Origin of the sequence: Ancylobacter sp. Lp-2 (assembly GCF_020523795.1) — a bacterium.
In the GTDB taxonomy this organism is placed as follows: Bacteria; Pseudomonadota; Alphaproteobacteria; order Rhizobiales; family Xanthobacteraceae; genus Ancylobacter.
In genome coordinates, this window is sequence record NZ_JAJALI010000003.1 from 494,404 (window position 1) to 517,776 (window position 23,373).

The 23,373-nt window shown below is 66.4% G+C and carries 21 protein-coding genes and 1 other annotated feature; of the genes, 11 read left to right on the plus strand and 10 right to left on the minus strand.

What is annotated here, in order from left to right:
• Positions 1 to 9: 9 nt before the first annotated feature.
• Complete coding sequence (locus LGR54_RS10640; RefSeq protein ID WP_230361927.1) at positions 10 to 1,200, minus strand: glycosyltransferase; 1,191 nt, start codon at positions 1,198 to 1,200, stop codon at positions 10 to 12.
• A 45-nt stretch (positions 1,201 to 1,245) separates the two neighbouring features.
• On the opposite strand from LGR54_RS10640, the gene LGR54_RS10645 reads away from it, so the two are divergent.
• Positions 1,246 to 1,527 (plus strand): hypothetical protein, encoded by a 282-nt coding sequence (locus LGR54_RS10645; protein WP_230361928.1) that lies wholly within the window; start codon positions 1,246 to 1,248, stop codon positions 1,525 to 1,527.
• A 658-nt stretch (positions 1,528 to 2,185) separates the two neighbouring features.
• Here LGR54_RS10645 and LGR54_RS10650 read toward each other — a convergent pair.
• The 3 genes from LGR54_RS10650 to LGR54_RS10660 all read right to left on the minus strand — a co-directional run bounded on the left by LGR54_RS10650 (position 2,186) and on the right by LGR54_RS10660 (position 4,883).
• Positions 2,186 to 2,896 (minus strand): cytidylyltransferase domain-containing protein, encoded by a 711-nt coding sequence (locus LGR54_RS10650; RefSeq protein WP_230361929.1) that lies wholly within the window; start codon positions 2,894 to 2,896, stop codon positions 2,186 to 2,188.
• Between the two features lie 142 nt (positions 2,897 to 3,038).
• A complete protein-coding gene (locus tag LGR54_RS10655) occupies positions 3,039 to 4,136 on the minus strand; it encodes a hypothetical protein (protein WP_230361930.1) in 1,098 nt (365 codons plus the stop codon).
• 303 nt (positions 4,137 to 4,439) lie between these two features.
• Positions 4,440 to 4,883 (minus strand): SRPBCC family protein, encoded by a 444-nt coding sequence (locus LGR54_RS10660; RefSeq protein WP_230361931.1) that lies wholly within the window; start codon positions 4,881 to 4,883, stop codon positions 4,440 to 4,442.
• 183 nt (positions 4,884 to 5,066) lie between these two features.
• Positions 5,067 to 5,122, plus strand: a sequence feature (sul1 is cis-regulatory element that is thought to sense ions involved in sulfur or methionine metabolism; They are found in Alphaproteobacteria).
• A gap of 61 nt (positions 5,123 to 5,183) precedes the next feature.
• On the opposite strand from LGR54_RS10660, the gene LGR54_RS10665 reads away from it, so the two are divergent.
• Positions 5,184 to 6,665 (plus strand): SulP family inorganic anion transporter, encoded by a 1,482-nt coding sequence (locus LGR54_RS10665; protein WP_230361932.1) that lies wholly within the window; start codon positions 5,184 to 5,186, stop codon positions 6,663 to 6,665.
• A 27-nt stretch (positions 6,666 to 6,692) separates the two neighbouring features.
• On the opposite strand, the gene LGR54_RS10670 is transcribed toward LGR54_RS10665, so the two are convergent.
• Positions 6,693 to 7,688, minus strand: coding sequence for a LacI family DNA-binding transcriptional regulator (locus LGR54_RS10670; RefSeq protein ID WP_230361933.1), 996 nt, complete (start codon positions 7,686 to 7,688; stop codon positions 6,693 to 6,695).
• Positions 7,689 to 7,842: 154 nt separating this feature from the next.
• Between LGR54_RS10670 and LGR54_RS10675 the strand changes: the two genes are divergently transcribed.
• Genes LGR54_RS10675 through LGR54_RS10695 form a run of 5 tightly spaced genes read left to right on the plus strand, consistent with a single transcriptional unit; the run spans position 7,843 to position 13,544 of the window.
• Entirely contained in the window at positions 7,843 to 8,901 is a 1,059-nt protein-coding gene (locus LGR54_RS10675; protein ID WP_230361934.1) for a sugar phosphate isomerase/epimerase, read from the plus strand.
• Positions 8,898 to 10,058, plus strand: coding sequence for a Gfo/Idh/MocA family protein (locus LGR54_RS10680; RefSeq protein WP_230361935.1), 1,161 nt, complete (start codon positions 8,898 to 8,900; stop codon positions 10,056 to 10,058). The genes LGR54_RS10675 and LGR54_RS10680 overlap by 4 nt, the downstream gene beginning before the upstream one ends.
• Entirely contained in the window at positions 10,055 to 11,569 is a 1,515-nt protein-coding gene (locus LGR54_RS10685) for a sugar ABC transporter ATP-binding protein (RefSeq protein WP_230361936.1), read from the plus strand. Before LGR54_RS10680 ends, LGR54_RS10685 begins: the two co-directional genes overlap by 4 nt.
• Positions 11,562 to 12,557, plus strand: a complete 996-nt coding sequence (locus LGR54_RS10690) for an ABC transporter permease (protein ID WP_230361937.1) — start codon at positions 11,562 to 11,564, stop codon at positions 12,555 to 12,557. Before LGR54_RS10685 ends, LGR54_RS10690 begins: the two co-directional genes overlap by 8 nt.
• 27 nt (positions 12,558 to 12,584) lie before the next feature.
• Positions 12,585 to 13,544 carry an ABC transporter substrate-binding protein gene (locus LGR54_RS10695; protein ID WP_230361938.1) on the plus strand — a complete coding sequence of 320 codons (960 nt, stop codon included), beginning with the start codon at positions 12,585 to 12,587 and terminating at the stop codon, positions 13,542 to 13,544.
• A gap of 192 nt (positions 13,545 to 13,736) precedes the next feature.
• On the opposite strand, the gene LGR54_RS10700 is transcribed toward LGR54_RS10695, so the two are convergent.
• A complete protein-coding gene (locus tag LGR54_RS10700; RefSeq protein WP_230361939.1) occupies positions 13,737 to 14,576 on the minus strand; it encodes an IclR family transcriptional regulator in 840 nt (279 codons plus the stop codon).
• Positions 14,577 to 14,958: 382 nt separating this feature from the next.
• Here LGR54_RS10700 and LGR54_RS10705 point away from each other — a divergent pair, with 382 nt between their 5' ends.
• The 3 genes from LGR54_RS10705 to LGR54_RS10715 all read left to right on the plus strand — a co-directional run bounded on the left by LGR54_RS10705 (position 14,959) and on the right by LGR54_RS10715 (position 17,978).
• Positions 14,959 to 15,813 (plus strand): fumarylacetoacetate hydrolase family protein, encoded by an 855-nt coding sequence (locus LGR54_RS10705; protein ID WP_230361940.1) that lies wholly within the window; start codon positions 14,959 to 14,961, stop codon positions 15,811 to 15,813.
• An 11-nt stretch (positions 15,814 to 15,824) separates the two neighbouring features.
• Positions 15,825 to 16,571, plus strand: coding sequence for an SDR family NAD(P)-dependent oxidoreductase (locus tag LGR54_RS10710; protein ID WP_230361941.1), 747 nt, complete (start codon positions 15,825 to 15,827; stop codon positions 16,569 to 16,571).
• Between the two features lie 81 nt (positions 16,572 to 16,652).
• Complete coding sequence (locus tag LGR54_RS10715; protein WP_230361942.1) at positions 16,653 to 17,978, plus strand: MFS transporter; 1,326 nt, start codon at positions 16,653 to 16,655, stop codon at positions 17,976 to 17,978.
• Between the two features lie 107 nt (positions 17,979 to 18,085).
• Here the strand turns inward: LGR54_RS10715 and LGR54_RS10720 are convergent, their stop codons facing one another.
• From LGR54_RS10720 to LGR54_RS10730, 3 genes are all read right to left on the minus strand, one after another.
• Entirely contained in the window at positions 18,086 to 18,373 is a 288-nt protein-coding gene (locus LGR54_RS10720) for an HdeA/HdeB family chaperone (RefSeq protein WP_230361943.1), read from the minus strand.
• A gap of 339 nt (positions 18,374 to 18,712) precedes the next feature.
• On the minus strand, positions 18,713 to 19,627 hold the full coding sequence (gene ppk2, locus LGR54_RS10725; RefSeq protein WP_230361944.1) for a polyphosphate kinase 2: 915 nt from the start codon (positions 19,625 to 19,627) through the stop codon (positions 18,713 to 18,715).
• 294 nt (positions 19,628 to 19,921) lie between these two features.
• A complete protein-coding gene (locus LGR54_RS10730) occupies positions 19,922 to 21,244 on the minus strand; it encodes a sorbosone dehydrogenase family protein (RefSeq protein ID WP_230361945.1) in 1,323 nt (440 codons plus the stop codon).
• 186 nt (positions 21,245 to 21,430) lie between these two features.
• Between LGR54_RS10730 and LGR54_RS10735 the strand changes: the two genes are divergently transcribed.
• Positions 21,431 to 21,898 (plus strand): DUF1801 domain-containing protein, encoded by a 468-nt coding sequence (locus LGR54_RS10735; protein WP_230361946.1) that lies wholly within the window; start codon positions 21,431 to 21,433, stop codon positions 21,896 to 21,898.
• A gap of 36 nt (positions 21,899 to 21,934) precedes the next feature.
• On the opposite strand, the gene LGR54_RS10740 is transcribed toward LGR54_RS10735, so the two are convergent.
• Entirely contained in the window at positions 21,935 to 23,332 is a 1,398-nt protein-coding gene (locus tag LGR54_RS10740; protein ID WP_230361947.1) for a PLP-dependent aminotransferase family protein, read from the minus strand.
• Between the last annotated feature and the right edge of the window lie 41 nt (positions 23,333 to 23,373).

Below are 23,373 nucleotides of genomic sequence, written 5' to 3' on the forward strand. Positions count from 1 at the left end.
TCCCCCGAATCATAATCGGATGTCGAGACCACCTTCGGGAGAGGAGCCCCTCTTGCCCAGATCGATCATCTTGTGATCGTTGTGACTTATCGGGTGCCGGTCGGGTGGAGGCTCTGCGAGCCTGAGCTGCTGATTGACCGACTCCGGCACCAGCCTTCCGAGATGAACCGCCCAGGCTTCCTCGACGAAGGCGCGAAATCGTGCCCGGAAAACGGAGCTGGAGAAACGTAGCGCCTGAGCGCGGAGCTGTTCCCGATCGAAATGATCGGGCGGAAGGGCTTCGAAGCGCTTGACCGCGTCCCGAATCGCGTCCGCCGTCTGCTGCTTGAAATGAAGGCCTGTGACACCGTCGATGACGGTCTCGCTGGCGCCTCCCTTGCCGAAAGCGATCACCGGCGTGCCACAGGCCTGCGCCTCGAGTGGCGCGATGCCGAAATCCTCCTCGGCGGCAAAAATGAACGCGCGGGCCCGCTGCAAGTGATGGAGAAGGACGGGAAATTCCTGGAAGCCCAGAATGCTGACGTTCGGCGTCGCCAATGCCTTGATGCGCTTGAACTGAGGCCCGTCGCCTATGACGACGAGCCGACGATCCGGCAACTGCGCGAAGGCTTCGACGATAAGGTGGATTTTCTTGTAAGGCACCATGCGCGACGACGTGACATAGAAATCTTCACGCTCGCCGCCCGGAACAAAGCTTTCGACATCCACATTCGGATAAATGACCGTCGAATCACGACGATATGTTTTGGTTATCCGTCGGGAGATGTATTTCGAACATGCGATAAAGTGATCGACGCTGAAAGGCGTTCGAGTGTCCCACACCCGCATGAAATGCAGCATCAGGCGCGCCATTCCGCCCCTGAAACCCGAGATACCGGACTCCAAAAGATATTGATTCTGCAGATCCCACGCGTACCGCATCGGACTGTAGCAATAGCAGATGTGAAGTTGGTCCGGTCCGACGATAACACCCTTCGCCACCGAATGACTATTCGATATGACGACGTCGTATTCCGACAAATCATGCTGCTCGACGGCGAGCGGCATAAGAGGAAAATAATATTGATATTTTTTTCTGGAAAATGGAAGATTTTGCAAAAAACTTGTTTTGGGCCGTCTATTTCCTATCTTGGATCGATCGTCGTCCGAAAGAAAATCCACCTGACAGAAAACATCCGCTTGCGGGAACTCGTCCAGCATGGCGGAGAGCACCTTCTCGGACCCGGCATAGGTTGTGAACCACTCATGTACTATCGCAATCTTCATGAAATGCCCCCCATATGCCACGCAATCTGGTCAACTAAAGTTCACTCAGACACCGCCGACCTGGCAAAGACAACCACGCAACGCGCGGATCACACCCCGCCTGTCGCACGGCGGATTTTTGGAAGATCGCTCGATCGGCAGATCAGCGCCCGTATGTCACGCAACCGATACACAACATTCGAATATTTACTGGCGAATAAAAAATTCATTTCATCAAAATCAGACGATAAACATCAAAATTCCGATGCATTACCTAAATGAATTCACCAAGGCGGCTCGATACGAATATTATTCGCAACTCGCCAACCCGGATGGCATATTGATTTTTTGGAAACATGAATGATTTCATATATTGATATGTAAGAACTACTGACTTTCTTGGAAGCCGCGACCGGCACCGACCCGAATTGTCGGACCCGCCATTGATCCGCTTACTGGCGCCCTCCTTCGCGCAGCGACTAGACCCGCCACAGCTTCAGTCACGCTGCCGCGCTTGAGGCGGCCGCCGTCCTCCACGAGCGTTCATGAAAACCTGAAGCGCGCTCCACTGACGCGTCAGGAGCACGATCTCGCGCATCTGCGCAGCGAGAATTTCACCACGCCGCCTGCGCTTCTTCGCCGCCGCCTTAGGGGGGCGGCGTGCCCGGTTCAAGCGGATTGTCGCGCCGCCGCGCGCCTGCGCATAGGGCTCGTCGCGAGGCCCTGCACCCGCCGAAAGCCGGCACCGGGGACCGCCACGGGAGCCATACGGCGGGACGCGCGGCAAGGTCGAAGGCGACGCCGCCGGAGGACGGCAACGCGCCGGGTCGGCCGGAGGCGCGACGGCACGGCCGAGGGCACGGCGAGACGGAGACAAGATCGACAGAACGACGCGCCGGTCACAGGGCGATGACGGGTGCCGATGCGCGCCTGCCGGGGGCTAGAGCAGGCTCTCACCGCGACTCTGCCGTGCCCGCGCGATCTCTTCCATGAGCTGGAACTGATCCTCCCAATCCAGGTCCAGCGCCTCGGCATCGACCATCTCGAAGAAGTAGGGGCGCTCGCCGACCCGGTCGCGAACCTTCCGCATCGTGGCGAACGGAATGGCGTATATCGCATGGTTGATTTCGAAGACCGGCTCCAGATCCTGGCTACGCGGCCAGCGCTCCAGAGTGTTGTCATAGTTGAACGGCGCCCCGTTGCGCCAAAGAAACTTCTGGATCCTCGTAGCGCTCACGAGACAATCATACCCCTCCGCCAGACGCCGACGATATTCGGCGATCGCCCGCGCATACACCTTCGATGTGGTGAAGGGATGCGTGACATGCGTCCAGAAAAGATGCCCCTCCTCGCTCAAATGAGCAATGTAGTCCTGAATGAAGGCTCCCATCGACGTGGTGCTGCTGCCGTAGATTTCCGGCCGGGGCAAGGCAACCACCCGCTCATCGTGCCGCGCGGAGAAATCCGCCGCGAAATCGAGAACCGCGGCATCGTTCGACGACACGATGATCTTGTCGAATTCATCCACCCTCTGAAGCTGACGCAGCTTCAGCTCGATCAGCCCCCCTTCGATACCGCCGAAGGGGCGCGTATTCTTGTGCCTGACGCGCTCGCTGCCTGCCCGGCAGGGGATGAAGCCGATCAATGTCACCGCCGCACGCCCCTTATCACCGGCCGAAGCGATGCATGCCTGGCACCACGCCCCTTCCCCCCATGTCGCAAGACGTCGCCCTTTCTATTCCGATGATCTTCAGGTGAATGGTAACCCGGCTTCGCGTGCTTCAGGCGGACTGTCAGCCGAACAAGGCCGCGCTCGCCCGGGCAAGGAAAGCCTCGTCGGTCACCCGACTGGCCACGGCCAGTTCCTTCGCCAACTGCGCCTGACCGACCTCCGTCTTATCTTCAATCAATTTGATCATCTTGGTTGCGGAGGTCGCGCAGCGATGATTTACCCCAAGCTCCGCAAACCATGAAGGATTCTTCGTACGACAATTCACGGACTTTACGAATCCGTTCACGGTCATTTCAAAATACTTCAAGGCCATCTTGATATTTTTACGGTGATAATAAGCCAGACCACATAACAGCATCGACTTGCAGGCGTTATATCCATGCATGACATGCAGCTTATCGATCGATTCATAAATCGCCGCGACGGACTCCGCCGCCTCTACAGCCTGATCCGCCTCCCCGCGATCAAGATAATAGTGCCAGAGCACCATCCGGCACGACATTCTGAGGTTCGTCCGGTCTTCCCTTGGATTTGACGCCGCCTTCAGTTGTTCGACATGTCGCTCGGCCAGCAGCCTCAACTTGTCCAGATCCGGGATGACGGCGTGGGTTTCCACCGATTTATAGATCAAGATCACAAATGCATTGGCGATATAGCCGGACAATGCCTCGTCGGCGTCGTCACGCCCTTCATAGAAATCAAGTATGTTGCGGGCAACGAACAACACTGTCGCAGAATCGAGATGCCGCTTGCTGCCATAGGAGAAGTAGCTTCGAAATTCGTCGCGCGTCAGCGGAAGCAGTTCGGAAAGCGCGAGCTCGTCGCCAGCCCATTTCAGGAATATCCGTTTCCCGTCCGCGTCGAGAACAAAGACATCGATACGCTTGATCGGAAGATCCGGCAGGGAGACCGTATAGTCGGCCTTGGCCGAGGACGGCCCCTTCACGCGCTTCCGATCGGGAATGGATAGTTCCAGCGACTGCAGGCGCCGGCGCCCTCGCTCATCGGCTGTGTCCAGCCGCTCCGTCTGGCTCGTGCCATCGACGAGCGACAGCACCACATAAAACGCCGCATCAGGCTCCGTAACACCCTTGTAGATGCGAACCGCGAGTTGCTCCCCCTCGATGCACGCGATACACTTCATCTGGCTGCCCGGCATGCGCAAAATGCTCCCATGATGCAGGCGCCTTGTCGTCAAGGATCCCGACGCCCCACCCCATCCATCCCAACCGCCCTGTTCTAGCCGACAATTCCCGGCGGCGCATCGAATGGCCGCAAGTACCACTCACCACCGAACGGCAGGACCGTCGCGGATATGAACACGATCCGGAGACTCACGGCGCAACAAGCGCAGCTTTCCGCGCTCCGCATCGGAAGTCGATACCTCCATCCCGGGAAAAGTCGTCGAGCCGGCGTCAGCGCGCCGTCCGGCTGCCGGTGGCCAACGCGCGAACCTGTAGCGCTATTGGTGGATCTGGGGCTCGACGAGGCGCGCCAGATTGCGCAGCGATTCCTGCCAGCCGAGGTAACACGCCTCGGGCGGGATTGCGTCGGGAATGCCGGATTGCGTGATATCCAACTCGGTGCCGACCGATACTTTCCTCAGTATCACGCTCACCTGCATCTCGCCGGGCAGATTGGGGTCGTCGAACCTGTCGACGTAGCGCAGGCGCTCGCCGGCAACCACCTCGAGATATTCACCGCCGAACGCATGGCTGTGCCCGGTGGTGAAATTGCGGAACGCCATGCGAAACGTGCCGCCGACCTTGGGTTCCAGATGCTGCACGGTGCACACGAAGCCGTTTGGCGGGAGCCATTTCGCCAGCGCGTCCACCTCGACGAACGCGCGATAGATCTTCTCCGGGCTGGTGGCCAGGACGCGGTGCAGGCGTACGGTGCCGGGCATGTTCATTCCTCCTCGTGAGCCATCCATCGACGTTGCAAGGACGAAGGCGGTCCGGGCGATCCGACACCGCCTGCGCAGATAAATGCCGGGCCAGCGGAACCGGCATCCGGCCTGATCGGCCGCGGCCGTGATGCCCGCGCATGTTGCGCCGCCGCAGGAATTGATCTAGCTCACAGGCATTCATCTGGACCCGGTGAAATCCCGGGTGGCTCTTCCGGCCGCCGATCCGCCGGATCACGCACATGCAGCGCCTCGCTCACTGCCGCCCCCGGCAGACGCACGCTCTTTGCGAAGTTTCCCATGATATCGACCTCCCGTTACTTCCGCGACTGGACCGCCAATATTCGTGCCGATGTGCTCGCCGGCATCGTCGTCGCCCTCGCCCTGATCCCGGAAGCCATCGGCTTCTCGGTCATTGCCGGCGTCGATCCGAAGGTCGGCCTGTTCGCCTCCTTCGCCATTGCCTGCGTTTCGGCCGTCGTCGGCGGACGGCCGGGCATGATCTCCGCCGCCACCGCCGCCACCGCCGTGGTGATGGTCAGCCTCGTCCGCGACCACGGCCTCCAATATCTGTTCGCCGCCACCATCCTGATGGGGCTCATCCAGATCGTCGCCGGCCTGCTGCGGCTCGGCCGCGTGATGCGCTTCGTGTCGCGCTCGGTGATCACCGGCTTCGTCAACGCGCTGGCCATCCTCATCTTCATGGCGCAGCTGCCGGAACTGGTCGGCGTGCCCGTCCAGACCTATCCGATGATCGCGGCGGGGCTCGCCATCATCTACCTGTTCCCGCGAGTGACGAAGACCGTGCCGTCCCCGCTGGTCGCCATCGCCGCGCTCACCCTGTTCGCGTGGTGGAGCGGGATGGAATTGCGGACCGTCGGCGATCTCGGCGAGCTGCCGTCGAGCCTGCCCGTGTTCGCGCTCCCCGACGTGCCGCTGAACCTCGAGACGCTGGCGATCATCCTGCCCTATTCGCTGACGCTGGCCGCCGTCGGCCTGCTGGAATCGCTGCTCACCGCGCAGATCGTCGACGACATGACGGATACGACGAGCCACAAGAGCCAGGAATGCATCGGCCAGGGCACCAGCAACATCGCCTCGGCGCTGATCGGCGGCATGGGCGGCTGCGCGATGATCGGCCAGTCGGTGATCAACGTCTCCTCGGGCGGGCGCGGACGGCTCTCCACCTTCGTCGCCGGCGCGTTCCTGCTGTTCCTCATCCTGGTGCTCGACGACCTCGTGCGCATCATCCCGATGGCCGCGCTGGTGGCAGTGATGATCATGGTGTCGATCGGCACCTTCTCCTGGCGCTCGCTGCTGGATCTGCGCACCAACCCGCGCTCCTCCTCGGCAGTGATGCTGGCGACGGTGATCACCGTGGTGGCGACGCATGATCTCGCCCTCGGCGTGCTGGTCGGCGTGCTGCTCTCCGGCGTGTTCTTCGCCGGCAAGGTGGCGCAGCTCGTCCATGTGACCGCCCGCATCGACGACGCGCGTGATCGCGTCGCCTACACCGTCACCGGGCAGATCTTCTTCGCCTCCGCCGAGGTGTTCCTGCGCGGCTTCGACTTCGACCGGCCCCGGCGCGAGGTGGTGATCGACGTCACCCACGCACATTTCTGGGACATCACCGCCATCGGTGCGCTCGACAAGGCGGTGATGAAGCTGCGCAAGGCGGGGGCGATGGTCACGATCGTCGGGCTCAACGACGCCAGCGCCGCCATGGTCGACCGCTTCGCCCGGCACGACAAGGACGTGTCGGCGGCCTCTCATCCACATTGAGCCGGCGGGGCCGGGCGCCGGCGAGCCTCACTGCCGGCGCGGCGGCGCGGTGCTGCCGCGCAGCACGAGCTCGACCGGCAGGACGATGTCCTCGGCCAGCGGGTCGCCGCCGATCATGGCCAGCAGGCACTGCGCCGCGCGACGGCCTATCGCTTCGCGCGGCTGACGGATGGTCGAGAGCGCCGGCGTCATGTGGGCGACCAGCTCGATGTCGTCGAAGCCCATCACCGACACGTCGCGCGGCACACTGAGGCCGCGATGCTGCACCTCGCCGATGAAGCCGCACGCCATGGCGTCGCTGGCGAGGAACATGGCGTCGGGACGCTCGCCGGCCGGCAGGGCCAGCCATTCGGCACCGGCGCGGCGACCGGATTCCAGCGAAAAATCGCCCTGCAGCACCAGCGGCGGCGGCAGGCCGCGCGCCTTCAACGCCTCCTCGGCACCGGCGAGGCGCGCCTGCGTCAGCACATTGCCCGGCGGGCCGGCGACATGGCCGATCCGCCGGTGGCCGAGATCGGCCAGATGATTGACGGCCATGGTCGCGGCGGCGCGGTTGTCGATCTTGACCCGCGGCGCGGCGAGGCCGGGGATCCACTCGCAGGCCAGCACTACCGGGCGCCGGCCCAGCACATCGGCCGGCAGCGCGCCGTCGAGCACGATCAGCCCATCGGTGCGGCTCGGCTCGGCATAGCCCAGCACGGTGTCGCCGCCCGCCGTGCGGGTATCGGCGACCAGGAGATTGTAGCCGGCCGGCGCCAGGACCGCCGCCATGCCGGCGAGGATGTGCGAGAAGAACGGGTTCGACAAATTGGGCACCAGCGCCACCACGCCGCCGGTGCGCCGGTGGCGCAGGTTGCGCGCCGCATGGTTGAGCCGATAGCCGGTCTGCCGGATCGCGTCCTCGACCAGTTCGCGGGTTTCGGCGGTGACGATCTGCGGGTTGGACAGCACGCGGCTGACGGTAGCGGTCGACACGCCGGCGAGCCGCGCCACGTCGATGATCTTCGGTCTCTGGTGCTCCATTGCCCTTCCATAGACGGGTCGCGCATCCGCCGGCAACCCGACGCCTCTTCCGTTGCGTGACCCCTCTTGAAATCGATTACATAACTCCGCTACGCTGTTTGCAACCGATCATAAAAACAAGACGGTTGGCCGGCGGGTCCGGTCGGGAGGAAACATGAAGACCATCAAGGGGCCGGGCCTGTTTCTGGCCCAGTTCATCGGCGCCGACGCGCCTTTCGACAGCTGGGATGCGATCACGCGCTGGGCCGCCGGCTGCGGCTATAGCGGCGTGCAGGTGCCGACCGGCGATCCCCGTATCCTCGACCTCGACCGCGCGAGCGCCTCGAAGGGCTGGTGCGAGGACTGGTCCGGGCAGGCCAAGGCGAACGGCGTCGCCGTCACCGAGCTGTCCACCCATCTGCAAGGCCAGCTTGTGGCGGTGCATCCGGCCTATGACGCGATGTTCGACGCGTTCGCGCCGGCTTCGGTGCACGGCAACCCCGCCGCCCGGCAGCAATGGGCGGTGGAGCAGGTGAGGAAGGCGCTCACCGCCTCCCGGCATCTCGGCCTCACCGCCATGGTGAGCTTTTCCGGGGCGCTGGCCTGGCCCTATGTCTATCCGTGGCCGCAGCGGCCGGCCGGGCTGATCGAGGAGGCCTTCGACGAGCTGGCGCGGCGCTGGCGCCCGCTGCTCGACCATGCCGAGGAGTGCGGCGTCGACATCTGCTTCGAGATCCATCCCGGCGAGGACCTGCACGACGGCGACACGTTCGAGATGTTCCTCGATCGCGTCGACAACCATCCCCGCGCCAGGATGCTGTACGACCCCTCGCACTACGTGCTGCAGCAGCTCGACTATCTCGACCATCTCGACATCTATGCCGAGCGGATCGGCATGTTCCATGTCAAGGACGCCGAGTTCAACCCGACCGGGCGCAAGGGCGTCTATGGCGGCTACCAGCCCTGGCTGAAGCGTGCCGGCCGTTTCCGCAGCCTCGGCGACGGGCAGGTGGATTTCGGCGCCATCTTCTCCAAGCTGGCGGCGATGGATTTCGACGGCTGGGCGGTCGTCGAATGGGAATGCTGCCTGAAGCATCCCGAGGACGGCGCGCGCGAGGGCGCGGAGTTCGTGAGGAGCCACATCATCCGCGTCACCGAGCGCGCCTTCGACGATTTCGCCGCCGCCGGCACCGACCGCGCCGCCAATCGCCGCCTGCTGGGGCTGGACCGATGATCGCGGCCTCGCCGACCTCGGAGCACGCCCCGATCCGCCTGGGCATGGTGGGCGGCGGCTCCGGCGCCTTCATCGGCGGGGTGCACCGCATCGCCGCCCGGCTGGACGGCGAGTTCCAGCTGGTCGCCGGCGCGCTGTCCTCGACGCCGGAGAAGGCGCGCGCCTCGGCTGAGGCGCTGGGCCTTCCCCGCTCCTATGACGACTTCGCTGCCATGGCGAAAAGCGAGGCTCGCCGCAAGGACGGCATCGAGGCGGTGGCCATCGTCACGCCCAATCACATGCACGCGGCGCCGGCGATCGAGTTCCTCAAGCGCGGCATCCATGTGATCTGCGACAAGCCGCTCACCGCCACCCTGGCGGAGGCGAAGAAGCTCGCGGCGGCGGCCGAGAAGTCGCGCGCGCTGTTCATCCTCACTCACAACTACACCGGCTACCCGATGGTGCGGCAGGCCCGCGCGATGGTGGAGGCCGGCGCGCTCGGCCGCCTGCGCCTCGTGCAGGTGGAATATGTGCAGGACTGGCTGACCGAGGCGGCGGAGAAATCCGGTTCCAAGCAGGCCGAATGGCGCACCGACCCGGAACGTTCCGGTGCCGGCGGCGCCACCGGCGATATCGGCACCCACGCCTATAATCTCGCCTGCTTCGTCTCCGGCTTGACGCCGCAGGCGCTGGCCGCCGATCTCACCAGCTTCGTGCCCGGCCGCGTGCTCGACGACAACGCCCATGTGCTGCTGCGCTTCGCCGGCGGCGCGAAGGGCATGCTGTGGGCGAGCCAGGTGGCGCCGGGCAACGAGAACGGCCTGCGCCTGCGCGTCTATGGCGACAAGGGCGGCCTCGACTGGGCGCAGGAAGACCCGAACCGGCTGTGGTTCACGCCGTTCGGCGCGGAAAAGCGGCTGATCACCCGCAACGGCGCCGGCGCGGGGCCGGAGGCGGCACGGGTGTCGCGCATCCCGCCCGGCCATCCGGAAGGCTATCTCGAAGCCTTCGCCAACATCTATGCCGAGGCGGCGCGGGCGATCCGCGCACATCGCACCGGCGAAGCGCCACCGGCCGGCACGCTCTACCCGACGCTGGCCGACGGGCTCGCCGGCATGCGTTTCGTCGCCGCCTGCGTGCAGTCTTCGAAGCGCGATGCCGCGTGGGTGACGTTATGAGCGTGGTAGCGCCCGTGCTGGAGCTCGCCGGCGTGCGCAAGAGCTTCGGGCCGATCGAGATCCTGCACGGCATCGACTTCGCGCTCGCCGCCGGCGAGGTGCATGCGCTGATCGGCGAGAACGGCGCCGGCAAGTCGACGATCATGAAGATCCTCGGCGGCTTCATCGCGCCGAGCGTCGGCGAGGTGCGGCTCGACGGCCGCCCGGCGCCCTATCACAGCGGCGCCGAGGCGGAGGCGGCCGGCGTGGTGGTGATCCACCAGGAGTTCAACCTCGCCCCTGACCTGACGGTCGCCGAGAACATCTATCTCGGGCGCGAGATCGGCCGGGTGTTCCTCGATCACCGCGCCATGCGGGCCGGCACACAGGCGCTGCTCGACGAGCTCGACAGTCCCATTCGCCCGGAGGCGCGCATCCGCGACCTGCCGGTGTCCGACCGGCAGATGGTGGAGATCGCCAAAGCCCTCTCGCGAAAAGCGCGGGTGCTGATCATGGACGAGCCCTCCGCCGTGCTCACCTCGCGCGAGGTCGAGGTGCTGTTCCGCCAGATCGAGCGGCTGCGGGCGCAGGGCGTCGCACTGCTCTACACCTCGCACCGGCTGGAAGAGGTCACCCGCCTCGCCGACCGCGTCACCGTGCTACGTGACGGCGCAGTGGTGCGCAGGGCGCTGCGCGGCGAACTCACCGAGGACGGCATGGCCACCGCCATGGTCGGGCGCGACCTCGAGGACATCTATCCGCGCAAGCGTCATCACCCCGGCGAAGCGGTGCTGGAGGTGCACGGCTTCTGCGTGCCGCCTTTGGTCGCCGATGTCTCCTTCGCGCTCCGGCGCGGCGAGGTGCTGGGCATTTCCGGCCTGGTCGGCTCCGGCCGCACCGAGCTCGCCGAGGGGCTGGTCGGCCTGCGCCCCGCGACCGGCGAGATCCGTCGCAACGGCGTGCCGGTGGCGATCGGCTCGGTGCGCGAGGCGGCGGCGCGGGGCATGGCCTACCTCACCGAGGACCGCAAGGAACGCGGCCTGCTGCTGGACAAGAACCTGCGCGAGAACCTGACCCTCTCGACGCTGGCCCGCTTCGGCGCGCCGTTCCTGTCCGCCGCGCGCGAAGAGGCGGCGCTCGGCAAGGCGATCGCCGATTTCGACATCCGCGCCCCGCGCCGCGACATGAAGGTCGGCAACCTCTCGGGCGGCAACCAGCAGAAGCTGCTGCTCGCCAAGACGCTGCTTGCCGATCCGGAAATCATCATCATCGACGAGCCGACGCGCGGCATCGACGTCGGCACCAAGAGCCAGATCTACGCCTTCATCGACGCGCTCGCCGCCGAGGGCAAAAGCGTCATCGTCATCTCCTCCGACATGCCGGAGATCCTCGGCCTGTCCGACCGGGTGCTGGTGATGCGCCATGGCCGCCTCGCCGGCGACCTCGCGGGCGAGCGCATCAGCGAGACCGCGGTGGTGCGCCTCGTCATGGGCACGGCCGAGGACGCCGCAGGGAACCCTCATCATGTCTGACGCCACTCTGCGCCCCGCCACTGGCCTGCACCTGCCCGGCCTCTCCGCGCTCGGCCCGTTGCTGGCGCTGATCCTGCTGGTGGTGCTCGGCGCCTTCCTCAACGACAATTTCCTGTCCGCCGGCAACGTCACCAATGTGCTGGCCCGCTCGGCCTTCATCGGCATGATCGCGGTCGGCATGACCTTCGTCATCACCTCGGGCGGACTCGACCTCTCGGTCGGCTCGATGGCCGCCTTCATCGCCGGGGTGATGATCCTCGCCATGAACGCGCTCTTGCCGGGCATGGGCGTCGGTGTGCCGCTGGTGCTCGCCGGCATGGCGATCGCGCTGGCGGTCGGCCTGCTGGCCGGGCTGGGCAACGGGCTGCTCGTCACCAAGGCGCGCATCGAGCCGTTCATCGTCACGCTCGGCACCATGGGCATCTTCCGCTCGCTGGTGACCTGGCTCGCCGATGGCGGCACGATCAGCCTCGATTTCGGCGTCCGGCAATTCTACCGGCCGGTCTATTATTCCGGCCTGTTCGGCGTCGCCTGGCCGATCCTGGTCTTCGCCGCCGTCGCCATCGCCGGGCAGGTCGCCATGCGGCACACCCGCTTCGGGCGCTATTGCGAGGCCATCGGCTCCAACGACAAGGTGGCGCTGTATTCGGCCGTGAATGTCGACCGCATCCGGCTGCTCACCTATGTGCTGCTCGGCCTGCTCGTCGGCCTTGCCACCATCATGTACGTGCCGCGCCTCGGCTCGACCTCGGGCTCGACCGGCATGCTGTGGGAGCTCGAGGCCATCGCCGCCGTCATCATCGGCGGCACCGCGCTCAAGGGCGGCTATGGCCGGGTGTGGGGCACGGTGGTGGGCGTGCTGATCCTCAGCCTGATCGACAACATCCTCAATCTCGCGGACCTGGTCTCGCCCTACCTCAACGGGGCGATCCAGGGCGTGATCATCGTTCTCGCTGTGGTGCTGCAGCGTGGAAAATCAGCCGCCTGAGAGCGGCGACACATGGGAGGAATCAACATGGAACGCAGGACTTTCCTTGCCACGGCGGCCCTCGCCACCGCTGCCGCCGGCCTGTCCGTGCCGGTCGCGGCACAGGGCAAGAAGGCGATCATCGGCGTCTCGATCCCCTCGGCGACGCATGGCTTCATGGGCGGGCTAAACTGGCACGCGCAGGAGACCATCAAGCGGCTCAAGGCCACCTATCCCAACCTCGATTTCGTGCTCGCCACCGCCGGCGCGGTGGGCAAGCAGGTCAATGACATCGAGGACATGATGGCGACGCGCAACATCGACGCGCTCGTCGTGCTGCCCTTCGAATCCGAGCCGCTGACCAGCCCGGTCAAGGCGGTGAAGGAAGCCGGCAAATGGGTGACGGTGGTCGATCGCGGCCTGTCGCAGGCCGGCATCGAGGATCTCTACGTCGCCGGCGACAACACCGCCTTCGGCCGGGTGGCCGGCGAGTATTTCAAGGCCAATCTCAAGAGCGGCCAGAAGATCGTCGTGCTGCGCGGCATCCCCACCACGCTCGACAATGAGCGCGTGGATGCTTTCAAGAAAGCGATCGACGGCTCGGGCATCGAGATCCTCGACATGCAGCACGGCAACTGGAACCGCGACAAGGCGTTCTCCGTGATGCAGGACTACCTGTCCAAGCACAAGAAGATCGACGCGGTGTGGGCGGCCGACGACGACATGGCGGTGGGCGTGCTGGAGGCAATCTCGCAGGCCGGCCGGCAGAAGGAGATGTGGGTGGTCGGCGGCGCCGGCATGAAGGAGATCGTCAAGCGGATCATGGACAAGGACCCGCAGCTGCCGGTCGACGTCACCTATCCGCCGGCGCTGATCTCGACCGCGCTGGAAATCACCGCGCTGCGCTTCGTCTCCGACACTCCGGTCTATGGCCGCTTCATCATCGGCTCGACGCTGATCACCCCGGAGAACGCCGCGCGGTTCTATTTCCCGAACAGCCCGTTCTGACGGCGGGGGTCGCCGACCCGGCGACGCGGAAGCTCCAGAAGGAGGCGGCACGGCACTCGCCGGCTCCCTCTGGCACCTGCGGCCCGAACCCCTTGCAGCGGGCCCTCGTTGCACCCGGACCGGCGGCACCGCAGCCGGCCGGGCTCCCGCGACGCCCCCGGCGGCGCCCTACTCCGGCTTCCACGCCTCCGCTCAGGAGCGCGGGCCCCGCCAGCCGAGCGCCTCGCCGATCGCCTGCGCTGTCCTGCGCACCTCCGACGACAATTCCTGCATCCGCTCCGGCTGCATGTACTGGGCGAAGCTCGACACGCTGACCGCCGCGACGATGGCGCCGCTGGCATCGCGGATCGGCACCGCGACGCAGCGCAGCTGCGCCTCGGTCTCCTCGAGGTCGAAGGCGACACCGGCCGCCGCATAGGCGCGCATGCGCCCGAGCCATTCCTCGCGCGTCGGCGCCAATGGCGAGGCATTGCCGGGCTCGCGCAGATCGAAGAACGCATTCCAGCGCGCCTCATCCATGTCGAGCACCAGCGCCTTGCCGAGGCCGGTCGAGCAGACCGCGTGACGGTCGCCGATGGTGGAGCGGATCTCGAACAGGCGCTGCCCCGACACCTTGTCGAGATAGAGCACCTCGTCGCCATCCAGCATCGCCAGCTGGACGGTGTCCTGCGTGCGCTCGGCGAGCCGCTTCAGATGCTGGCTCGCCGCTTGGCGTACAGGCATGTCGCGCTGGGCGCGGAAGCCGAGCTCCATTAGCCGAGGGCCGAGGCTGTAGCCCTGTCGCGGCACGAAATTGAGGTAGCGCCGATCAACCAGCGCCGTCGCCAGCCGGTGCACGGTGGTGCGCGTCATCCCCAGCCGGCTGGAGAGGCCCGGCAGGTCGCCGATCCCCGCCGCCACCGCCTCCAGCACGTCGAGCCCGCGCAGCAGCGTCTGGGCGCCCTGAGGCGGCGCCCCCGCCGGCCGCGAGGGCGACCTCGCCGGGTCGGCGTCCGGATGGGCGGCGGAACTGGCAGGCGGACGTTTCGGCATGGATCTCCCCAAAGCGACGCGGCGAACCTAGCCGCCCGCATGGCCGTCGACAACGCGCCTCGCAACCGCGCCGGCCTCGCCCGCAGGCAGATGGCGCGGCTGCCCCGAAGCCCGGCCGGCGACGAATTCAGCTTGACACACAGGCGGCTTTCGCCCTTTCGTATCTCATATATTGCAATGAAGTCCCAATATATGGGATTTCCAAAATCAAGAAGATGCTCCGGGAGATGGGGTGCCAGCCGGCCCGACGCCGCTGATGCCCGGTCGAGGCCGCCTTGCTCGCACGCTGTCCGCCCGCTCTCCGCGCGGGCTGCGCCGAGGCGTCCGACACAGACCTGCCGCAGGCGTCCTTTCCTCCATCACATTCTGGGAAAGTACCGCCGTGAAACTGTTGCGCTATGGCCCGTCGGGCTCGGAGAAGCCCGGCCTCCTCGATGCGGACGGCCGCCTCCGCGATCTCTCCGCCGTCCTTACCGATATCGGTCCGGCGACGCTCGCCCCGGCGGCACTGGCCGCGCTCGCCCGCCTCGACCCGGCCACGCTACCGCTGGTGGACGGCCAGCCCCGGCTCGGCGTGCCGCTCGCCAATGTCGGCAAGTTCATCGCCATCGGCCTGAACTATGTCGACCATGCCGAGGAATCGAACCTGCCGATTCCCTCCGAGCCGGTGATCTTCACCAAGGCGACCAGCTCGCTCTCCGGGCCGGACGACACGGTGATGCTCCCCCAGGGATCGGTGAAGAGCGACTGGGAAGTCGAGCTCGGCATCGTCATCGGCAGCCGCGCCTCCTATGTCGAGGAAGTGGACGCGCTGGCGCATGTCGCCGGCTACTGCCTGGTGAACGACGTCTCGGAGCGCGAGTTCCAGATCGAGCGCGGCGGCACCTGGGACAAGGGCAAGGGCTGCGACACCTTCGGCCCGGTCGGCCCGTGGCTGGTGACCTCCGACGAGGTCGGCGACCCGCAGCAGCTCGACATGTGGCTCGACGTCAACGGCGCGCGCATGCAGACCGGCAACACCCGCACCATGATCTTCTCCTGCGCCACCATCGTCAGCTATGTCAGCCGCTTCATGACGCTGCTGCCCGGCGACATCATCACCACCGGGACGCCCCCCGGGGTCGGCATGGGCAAGAAGCCGGCACCGGTCTACCTGAAGCCGGGTGACGTGATGACGCTGGGGATCGAGAAGCTCGGTACCCAGCGCCAGGACGTCGTCGCCTGGTCGCGCGGCTGAGGAGGAGCGTCATGCTGTTTTCCAATCGCTTCGCCAACCGCGCCGCCGTCGTCACCGGCGCCGCCTCCGGCATCGGCCTCGACGTGGCCAAGCGCCTCGTCGCGGAGGGCGCCAAGGTCAGCCTGTGGGATCTCGACACCAAGGCTCTGCCCGCCGCGCAGGCCGCGACCGGCGCGCAGGACGTCCAGGCGCTGGACATCTGCGACGCCGACGCCGTCGCCAGCGCCATGGACGCCAGTGTGCTGGCGCTTGGCGGGCTCGACATTCTGGTGGCGAGCGCCGGCATCACCGGCCCCAACACCACGGTGCGCGACTACCCGATCGACGCCTGGAAGCGGACCATCGACGTCAATTTGAACGGGCTGTTCTACTGCAACCAGGCGGCGATCCGCGCCATGGAGACGAAGGCCTATGGCCGGATCGTCAACATCGCCTCGATCGCCGGCAAGGAAGGCAATCCGAACGCCTCGGCCTACAGCGCCTCGAAGGCCGGGGTGATCGGCTTCACCAAGTCGCTCGCCAAGGAGGTCGCCAAGACCGACATCCGGGTGAACTGCGTCACGCCGGCGGCGGTGAAGACGCCGATCTTCGACCAGATGACCCAGGCGCATATCGACTTCATGCTGTCGAAGATCCCGGTCGGCCGCTTCGGCGCCATCGAGGAGATTTCCGCGCTGGTCTGCTGGCTCGCCAGCGAGGAGGCCTCGTTCTCCACCGGCGCCGTCTTCGACGTGTCCGGCGGCCGCGCCACCTACTGATCGCCCCGACGAGGCGGCCGGCGCAACGTCGCCGGCCGCGCCGACCCAATCACCAAATCTGCCCGCCCCTAGGAGGAATCCATGTCGGTCGCGACGGGAACGCTGTCGATGGACAGCGATGAAAGCATCCGCAAAAGCGTACTCAGCAAGCTTCGCTGGCGTATCGTCTTCTACTGCTTCCTGCTTTTCATCATCAACTACCTCGACCGCGTGAATGTCGGCTTCGCCGCGCTTCACATGAACAAGGACATCGGCCTCTCGCAGACCGCCTATGGGCTCGGCGCCGGCATTTTCTTCATCGGCTACATCCTGTTCGAAATCCCCAGCAACATGATCATGCGCCGCGTCGGTCCCCGGCTGTGGATCGCGCGCATCATGGTGACCTGGGGCCTCGTCTCCGGCGGCATGGCGTTCGTCTCCGGCGAGCACAGCTACTACTTCATGCGGCTGCTGCTCGGCTTCGCCGAGGCCGGCTTCGTCCCCGGCGTGCTGCTCTACCTCACCTACTGGTTCCCGCAGCGCGATCGCGCCAAGGCGACCGCCGGCTTCATGACCGCCACCGTGCTGTCGACGGTGATCGGCGCACCGATCTCCGGCTGGATCCTGTCGGCCAACCCGACCTGGTTCGGCCTGGTCGCCTGGCAGTGGCTGTTCATCCTCGAGGCAATACCGGCGGTGCTCGTCGGCATCTTCACCCTGTTCTACCTGGTCGACCGCCCCGAGCAGGACCGGCGCTGGCTGAACGAGACCGAGCGCAAATGGCTGATCGCCGAGCTTGAGCGCGAGCATGAGCAGATCAAGGAGGTCGGCTCGCACGATTTCGGCGCCATCTTCAAGGACCACCGCGTCTGGCTGCTGACGGTGATCTACATGTTCAACGCCATGGCGGTGTATGGCGTCGTGCTGTGGCTGCCGCAGATCGTGAAGTCCATCGGCGGGCTCACCGACTTCCAGACCGGCCTCGTCACCGCCATCCCGTTCATCTTCGCCGCCATCGGCCTGATCCTGGTGGCGCGGAACTCCGACCGCACCGGCGAGCGCAAATGGCACACGGCGTTCGCCGCCCTGCTCGGCGGCGTGTTCCTGGCGGCCAGCGCCTTCGCGCCGACCCCGTTCATCGGCCTCGTCGCGATCTGCATCGCCGCCTTCGGCGTGTGGGCGGTGCTCGGCGTGTTCTGGAGCCTGCCGACGCAGTTCCTGACCGGCGCGGCGGCGGCCGGCGGCCTCGCCTTCATCAACGGCTTCGCGCAGATCGGCGGCTTCGCCGGCCCGTATCTGGTCGGCTGGATCCGCGACGCGACGCAGAGCTTCACCCCGGCGCTGCTGACCCTGGCGGCCGGACCGATCATCGCGGCGCTGCTCTGCACCACGATCCGGGTGCGCAAGACGCCGGCACGCACGCGCTAGCTTCCGCGCGCAAGCAACAACGGAACAGGGGCCAGCTTGCTGGCCCCTTTTTTCTTTCCGCCCCGCGCCGACGCGGCCCGCACGCGGCGCTTCCGGTGAGGCGCGCCTCAGTCTCCGCCGAACAGCGTATCCGTCGCGGTGATCAGCCCGATCTGGGGATTGGCCGCGCAGTAAGTGCCCAGCTTCTCCGCGTTCTGGACGAACTTCTCGGTATCGATGACGGGCGGCGCGTCCTCATCCTTGTAGTAGGCATCCAGCCACGACAGGATGATGCCGATCGTCGACTTGTCCTGGCTGATGAATTGCTGGCAGGTCATTGTGGAGAGGTCCCACTTGTCTGCCAAAGCGGGACTGACGGTCAGGAAGAGGGCGGCAGCGGCGACTGCGTATTTCATGATGGACGTTCCTCTAGGACGTTTTTTTGTGAAACCGCCCCATGCCCTGTCGCTGGCACCCGCGAACCCGCAATTGCCGGCGACCGGCGCAGACGTCGCTCACGCAACCCGACGCCAAGCCTGCTGCCGTTCCGGTCCGTGAATACCATACCCGTCCAGGCAAATGCACGCCGGATCGCCGGCCCCCGATCGGGTGGCCCACGGCTCGCCCCGGACGACGGAGAAGCGGCGTCGGAAGAGCCTGACGAGGGCCGGCGGCGGGTTCGGCGGGGCCATCAGCAGGGCTCGACGCACGGAAACGGATGGGTGCCGGACGCACCCATCCATCCGCGGCCGCGTTCAGTACTTCTCCGGCACATACATCTCCGGCGGCACCGGGTGGCGCTCATAATCCGCATGGCGCACCCGCTCAGGCAGCACGATGTCCGAGCGCGGCACTGTCTCGTAGGGGATCTGGCCGAGGAGATGCGCGATGCAGTTCAGCCGCGCCTTCTTCTTGTCCACCGCCTGCACCACCCACCAGGGGGCGTCGGGCGTATGGGTGCGCTGGAGCATGTCTTCCTTGGCGCGGGTGTAGTCTTCCCAGTGCACCCGGCTCTGCAGGTCCATCGGCGACAGCTTCCACTGCTTCAGCGGATCCTGGATACGCATCTGGAAGCGGAATTCCTGCTCCTCGTCGGTGATCGAGAACCAGTACTTGATCAGGATGATGCCCGAGCGCACCAGCATCCGCTCGAAGTCCGGCACCGAGCGGAAGAACTCCTCCAGTTCGTCCGGCGTGCAGAAGCCCATGACCCGCTCGACACCGGCGCGGTTGTACCAGGAGCGGTCGAACAGCACGATCTCGCCGCCGGCGGGCAGATGCGGGATATAGCGCTGGAAGTACCACTGGCTGCGCTCGCGCTCGGTCGGCGCCGGCAGGGCGACGACGCGGCAGACGCGCGGATTGAGGCGCTGGGTCACGCGCTTGATCGCGCCGCCCTTGCCGGCGGAATCGCGGCCCTCGAACAGCACCGCGACCTTCAGCTTCTTGTGCTGCACCCAGTCCTGCAACCGAATGAGCTCGTGCTGGAGCCGGAAGAGCTCGCGGAAATACAGCTTGCGATCGAGCGTCGGCTCACCGCCCTCGCCCAAGCCCTCGGCCACCAATTCGTCGAGATAGTCCTCGTCGAGTTGGGTCTCCAGTTCCTCGTCGAAGCTGTCGGTGATTTCCTCGCGGATGCGGTTGAACTGGTCCTTGGGGTCGTGAGTCATGGGAGGCTTCCTGGTCTGTCGTGACGGGAGCGGGCTCCGGCGGCCCGGCCGGTCGGCACGGCGTCGAGGCGGACCTCTTCCGTCGTGACGGAGAACCGTGCCTTTGCCGGAGACCGTGCCATCGGATTACCGCTTCCGCACTGCGTGAGCTGCGCCGGCCAAGACATGAGCCGGCACAGAATGATCGACCGCACACTGACACCGTCATGTGTAGGCTTCACAACAGACCGAAAGGCCCGCGCTTCAAGCGCGACGCGCGGCGCACGACCACCGAGAGAAGAGCGGATGCCTCCCCTAGGCCGAGGTCACGCGCCAGATGCAATCGCCGACATCGTCGACCACCAGCAGCCCGCCGCGCCGGTCGACGATCACGCCGACCGGGCGGCCGAGCGCCTTGCCGTCCACCCGGAAAGCGCCGAGGATTTCCTCCGGCGGCCCGGCCGGCACCCCGTCCTTGAACGGGATGAAGATCACCCGGTAGCCGGAGGGCGGGTTGCGGTTCCATGAGCCGTGCTGACCGATGAACACCCCATTCTTGAAGCGGGCGCCGAAGCGCTCGTCGTCGACGAAGGTGAGGCCGAGCGAGGCGGTGTGCGAGCCGAGCGCGTAGTCCGGCTTCAGCGAGGCGGCGACCAGATCCGGCCGCTGCGGCTTCACCCGGTCGTCGACGATCTTGTCGTAGTAGCAATAGGGCCAGCCATAGAAGGCGCCGTCCTTCACCGAGGTCATGTAGTCCGGCACCAGGTCGTCGCCGATCTCGTCGCGCTCGTTGACGCTGGTCCACAATTCCCCGGTCACCGGATTCCAGTCCATGCCGACCGGGTTGCGCAGGCCGCCGGCGAAGACGCGGAGCGCGCCGGTCGCGATGTCGACCTCGAGGATGGCGGCGCGGTTCTCCTCCTCGTGCATGCCGAACTCGGCGACGTTGGAGTTGGAGCCGACGCCGACATAGAGCTTGGTGCCGGCCTTGTTGGCCACCAGGCTCTTGGTCCAGTGATGGTTCCGCCCGGCCGGCAGGTCGCACACCTTCACCGGCGGCGCGTCGATGCGGGTGGCGCCGGGCACATAGGGGAAACGCACCAGCGCGTCGGCATTGGCGACATAGAGCTGGTCGCCGACCAGCGCCATGCCGAAGGGCGAGTTGAGGTTTTCCAGGAAGGGCAGCTTGGTTTCGGCGACACCATCGCCGTCCGCGTCGCGCAGCAGGGTGATGCGGTTGGCGCTCTTCACCCCCGCCCCGGCCCGCACCATCACAAAGCCCATCACCCACCAGCGCAGGCTGAAGATGCCGCCCGGCGTCGGCGGCGCGGCGGTCTCGGCGACGAGGATGTCGCCGTTCGGCAGTTCGTACACCCAGCGCGGATGGTCGAGATCGGTGGTGAAGGCGCCGACCTTCAGGCCCGGCGCCGGCTTCGGCTTCTGGCCCTCTGCCCAGCCGACCGCCGGCGCGATCTTCATGATCGGAATGAGGGTCGGCTTCGGCTTGGGCAGCTTCGGCAGGTCGCCATAGCCGGCTTCCTCGGCCAATGCCGGCGCCTTGCGCAGGTCGGCGAGGAAATGCGCCGTGCCGGTGATGCACGCGCCGATGAAACCGCCGATCTTCGCGTAATTGGCCATGCGCCGCTCCTGTCAGGGGATGGCGCCATCTGATCCCGGAAAGCCGAGCGCGTGCAATCCCCCAAAGGGCCACTGGCCACAGCTGCGTGGCGGCTTCGCGCCGGAGATCCACGAGGACACCGGTGGACAGGCGCCGCGCCGGCCCTAGCTATTGGGCGACGGAACCCGAAGGAGCGAGCGGCGAGCATGACGGAACAGCACGGCGGCAAGGGACACGACGCGGACGCCCCCTCCCCCTCGCAATTGATCGACGCGCGGATCGCCGAACTGGGCGACTGGCGCGGCGAGGCGCTCGCCCGCCTCCGCCGCCTCATCCGCGCCGCCGATCCCGACGTGGTCGAGGAGTGGAAATGGCGCGGGGTGCCGGTCTGGTCGCATGCCGGCATCCTCTGCACCGGCGAGACCTATAAGAGCGTGGTGAAGATGACCTTCGCCCGCGGCGCGGCGCTGGCGGATTCGGCCGGCCTGTTCAATGCCAGCCTGGAGGGCAATACCCGCCGGGCGATCGACATCCATGAGGGCGAAGCGATCGACGAGGCGGCGCTGACCGCGCTGATCCGCGCCGCCGTGGCGCAGAACCTCGCCGCCAAGACCTCCACCGCCAAGACCTCCACCACGAAGACCTCCACCGCGAAGCCCGGCAAGAAGGCCTAGCCGGCCGAGGGCGGTTTTTCCCGGCCGGAACGCGCGTCACCGCAATAGCCGGCGCAGCAGCTCGAACACCGACGGATCGAGCGTCTGCGACACGTTGAACCGCAGGAAGCCGGTCGCGGTTTGCGAGACGCTGAACGCATTGCCCGGCGCCAACACCACCCGCTCGGCCAGCGCCGCCCGGGCGATCTGCCCGGCGTCGACGCCCTCCGGCAGCCGGCACCACAGGAACATGCCCGCCTCCGGGTCCAGCCACGGCGTGATGCCGATGGCCTTCAGCCGTGAAGCGACCTCGAAGCGGGCATGGGAGAGCCGCGTGCGGAGCCCTTCCATCTGCTTGCGGTAGCCGCCGTCGCTGAGGACGCGGAAGACCATCTCGGCGGCGAGCCGGCCGCCGCCGAAGGTGGTGGCGATCTTCAGGTCGATCAGTCCCTCGACCCAGGCCGGACGGGCCGCGATGAAGCCGCAGCGCGCCGAAGCCGACAGCGTCTTGGAGAAGCTGCCGATGTGGATCACCCGCTCCAGCCCGTCGAACGCTGCCAGGCGCGGCGCGGGGGCGTGCTCGAAATCGGCGAAGATGTCGTCCTCGACGATGGTGAGCGCGAACTGGTCGGCAAGCTTCAGCACCTTGTGGGCGGTGACGGCGGACAGCACCGCCCCGGTCGGATTGTGGATCGCCGAATTGGTGATGTAGAGCCGTGGCCGATGCTCGGCGAGCACCTGGCCGAACCGCGCGAGATCCGGGCCGGACGGCGTGTAGGGCACGCCGACCACCTTGGCGCGATGCGCCCGCAAGAGGGCCTGGAAATTGAAATAGCAGGGATCGTCGATCACCACGGTATCGCCGGGCTCGATGAGGAACCGGCACAGGAGGTCGATCGCCTGCGTTCCCGACTCGGTCAGCAGGATCTGGTCCGGCGCGGCATCGATGCCGCGCTCGCCCATGCGCCGCGCGATGAACTGGCGTAGCGGCGGCAGGCCGAGGGGCGAACCGTAATCGGCCAGCACCTCGCCCTCGGCGCGCGCGAGCCCACGCAAGGCCCGCCGCAGCCCCTCTTCGGGGAGCCATGACGGCGGCAGCCACCCGCAGCCCGGCTTCAGGTCGCCGCCGCCGGCCTCCAGCGACTGCCGCGATACCCAGAACGGATCGACGGTGCGATCGAGCTTCGGGCCGATCTCCGAGAGCGCGAACGGTGCCGCCTGGCTGGCGACATAGAAGCCGGAACCGGGGCGGGACAGGATCGCGCCTTCCGCCACCAGCCGCTCATAGGCCGCGACCACGGTGGAGGCCGACACCTTCAGGCTCGTGGCCAGCCCGCGGATCGACGGCAGCTTGGCGCCCGGCGTCAGGCTACGCCCGGCAATACGCTGGCGGATCGTCGCCATGACCGCCGTGACCTTGGAACTTCCCGTCATCCGTACTGAACTTTGCTTCATAACAGTTTCGTAAAACCGTATCGAACTGTGGCTTGAAGCGC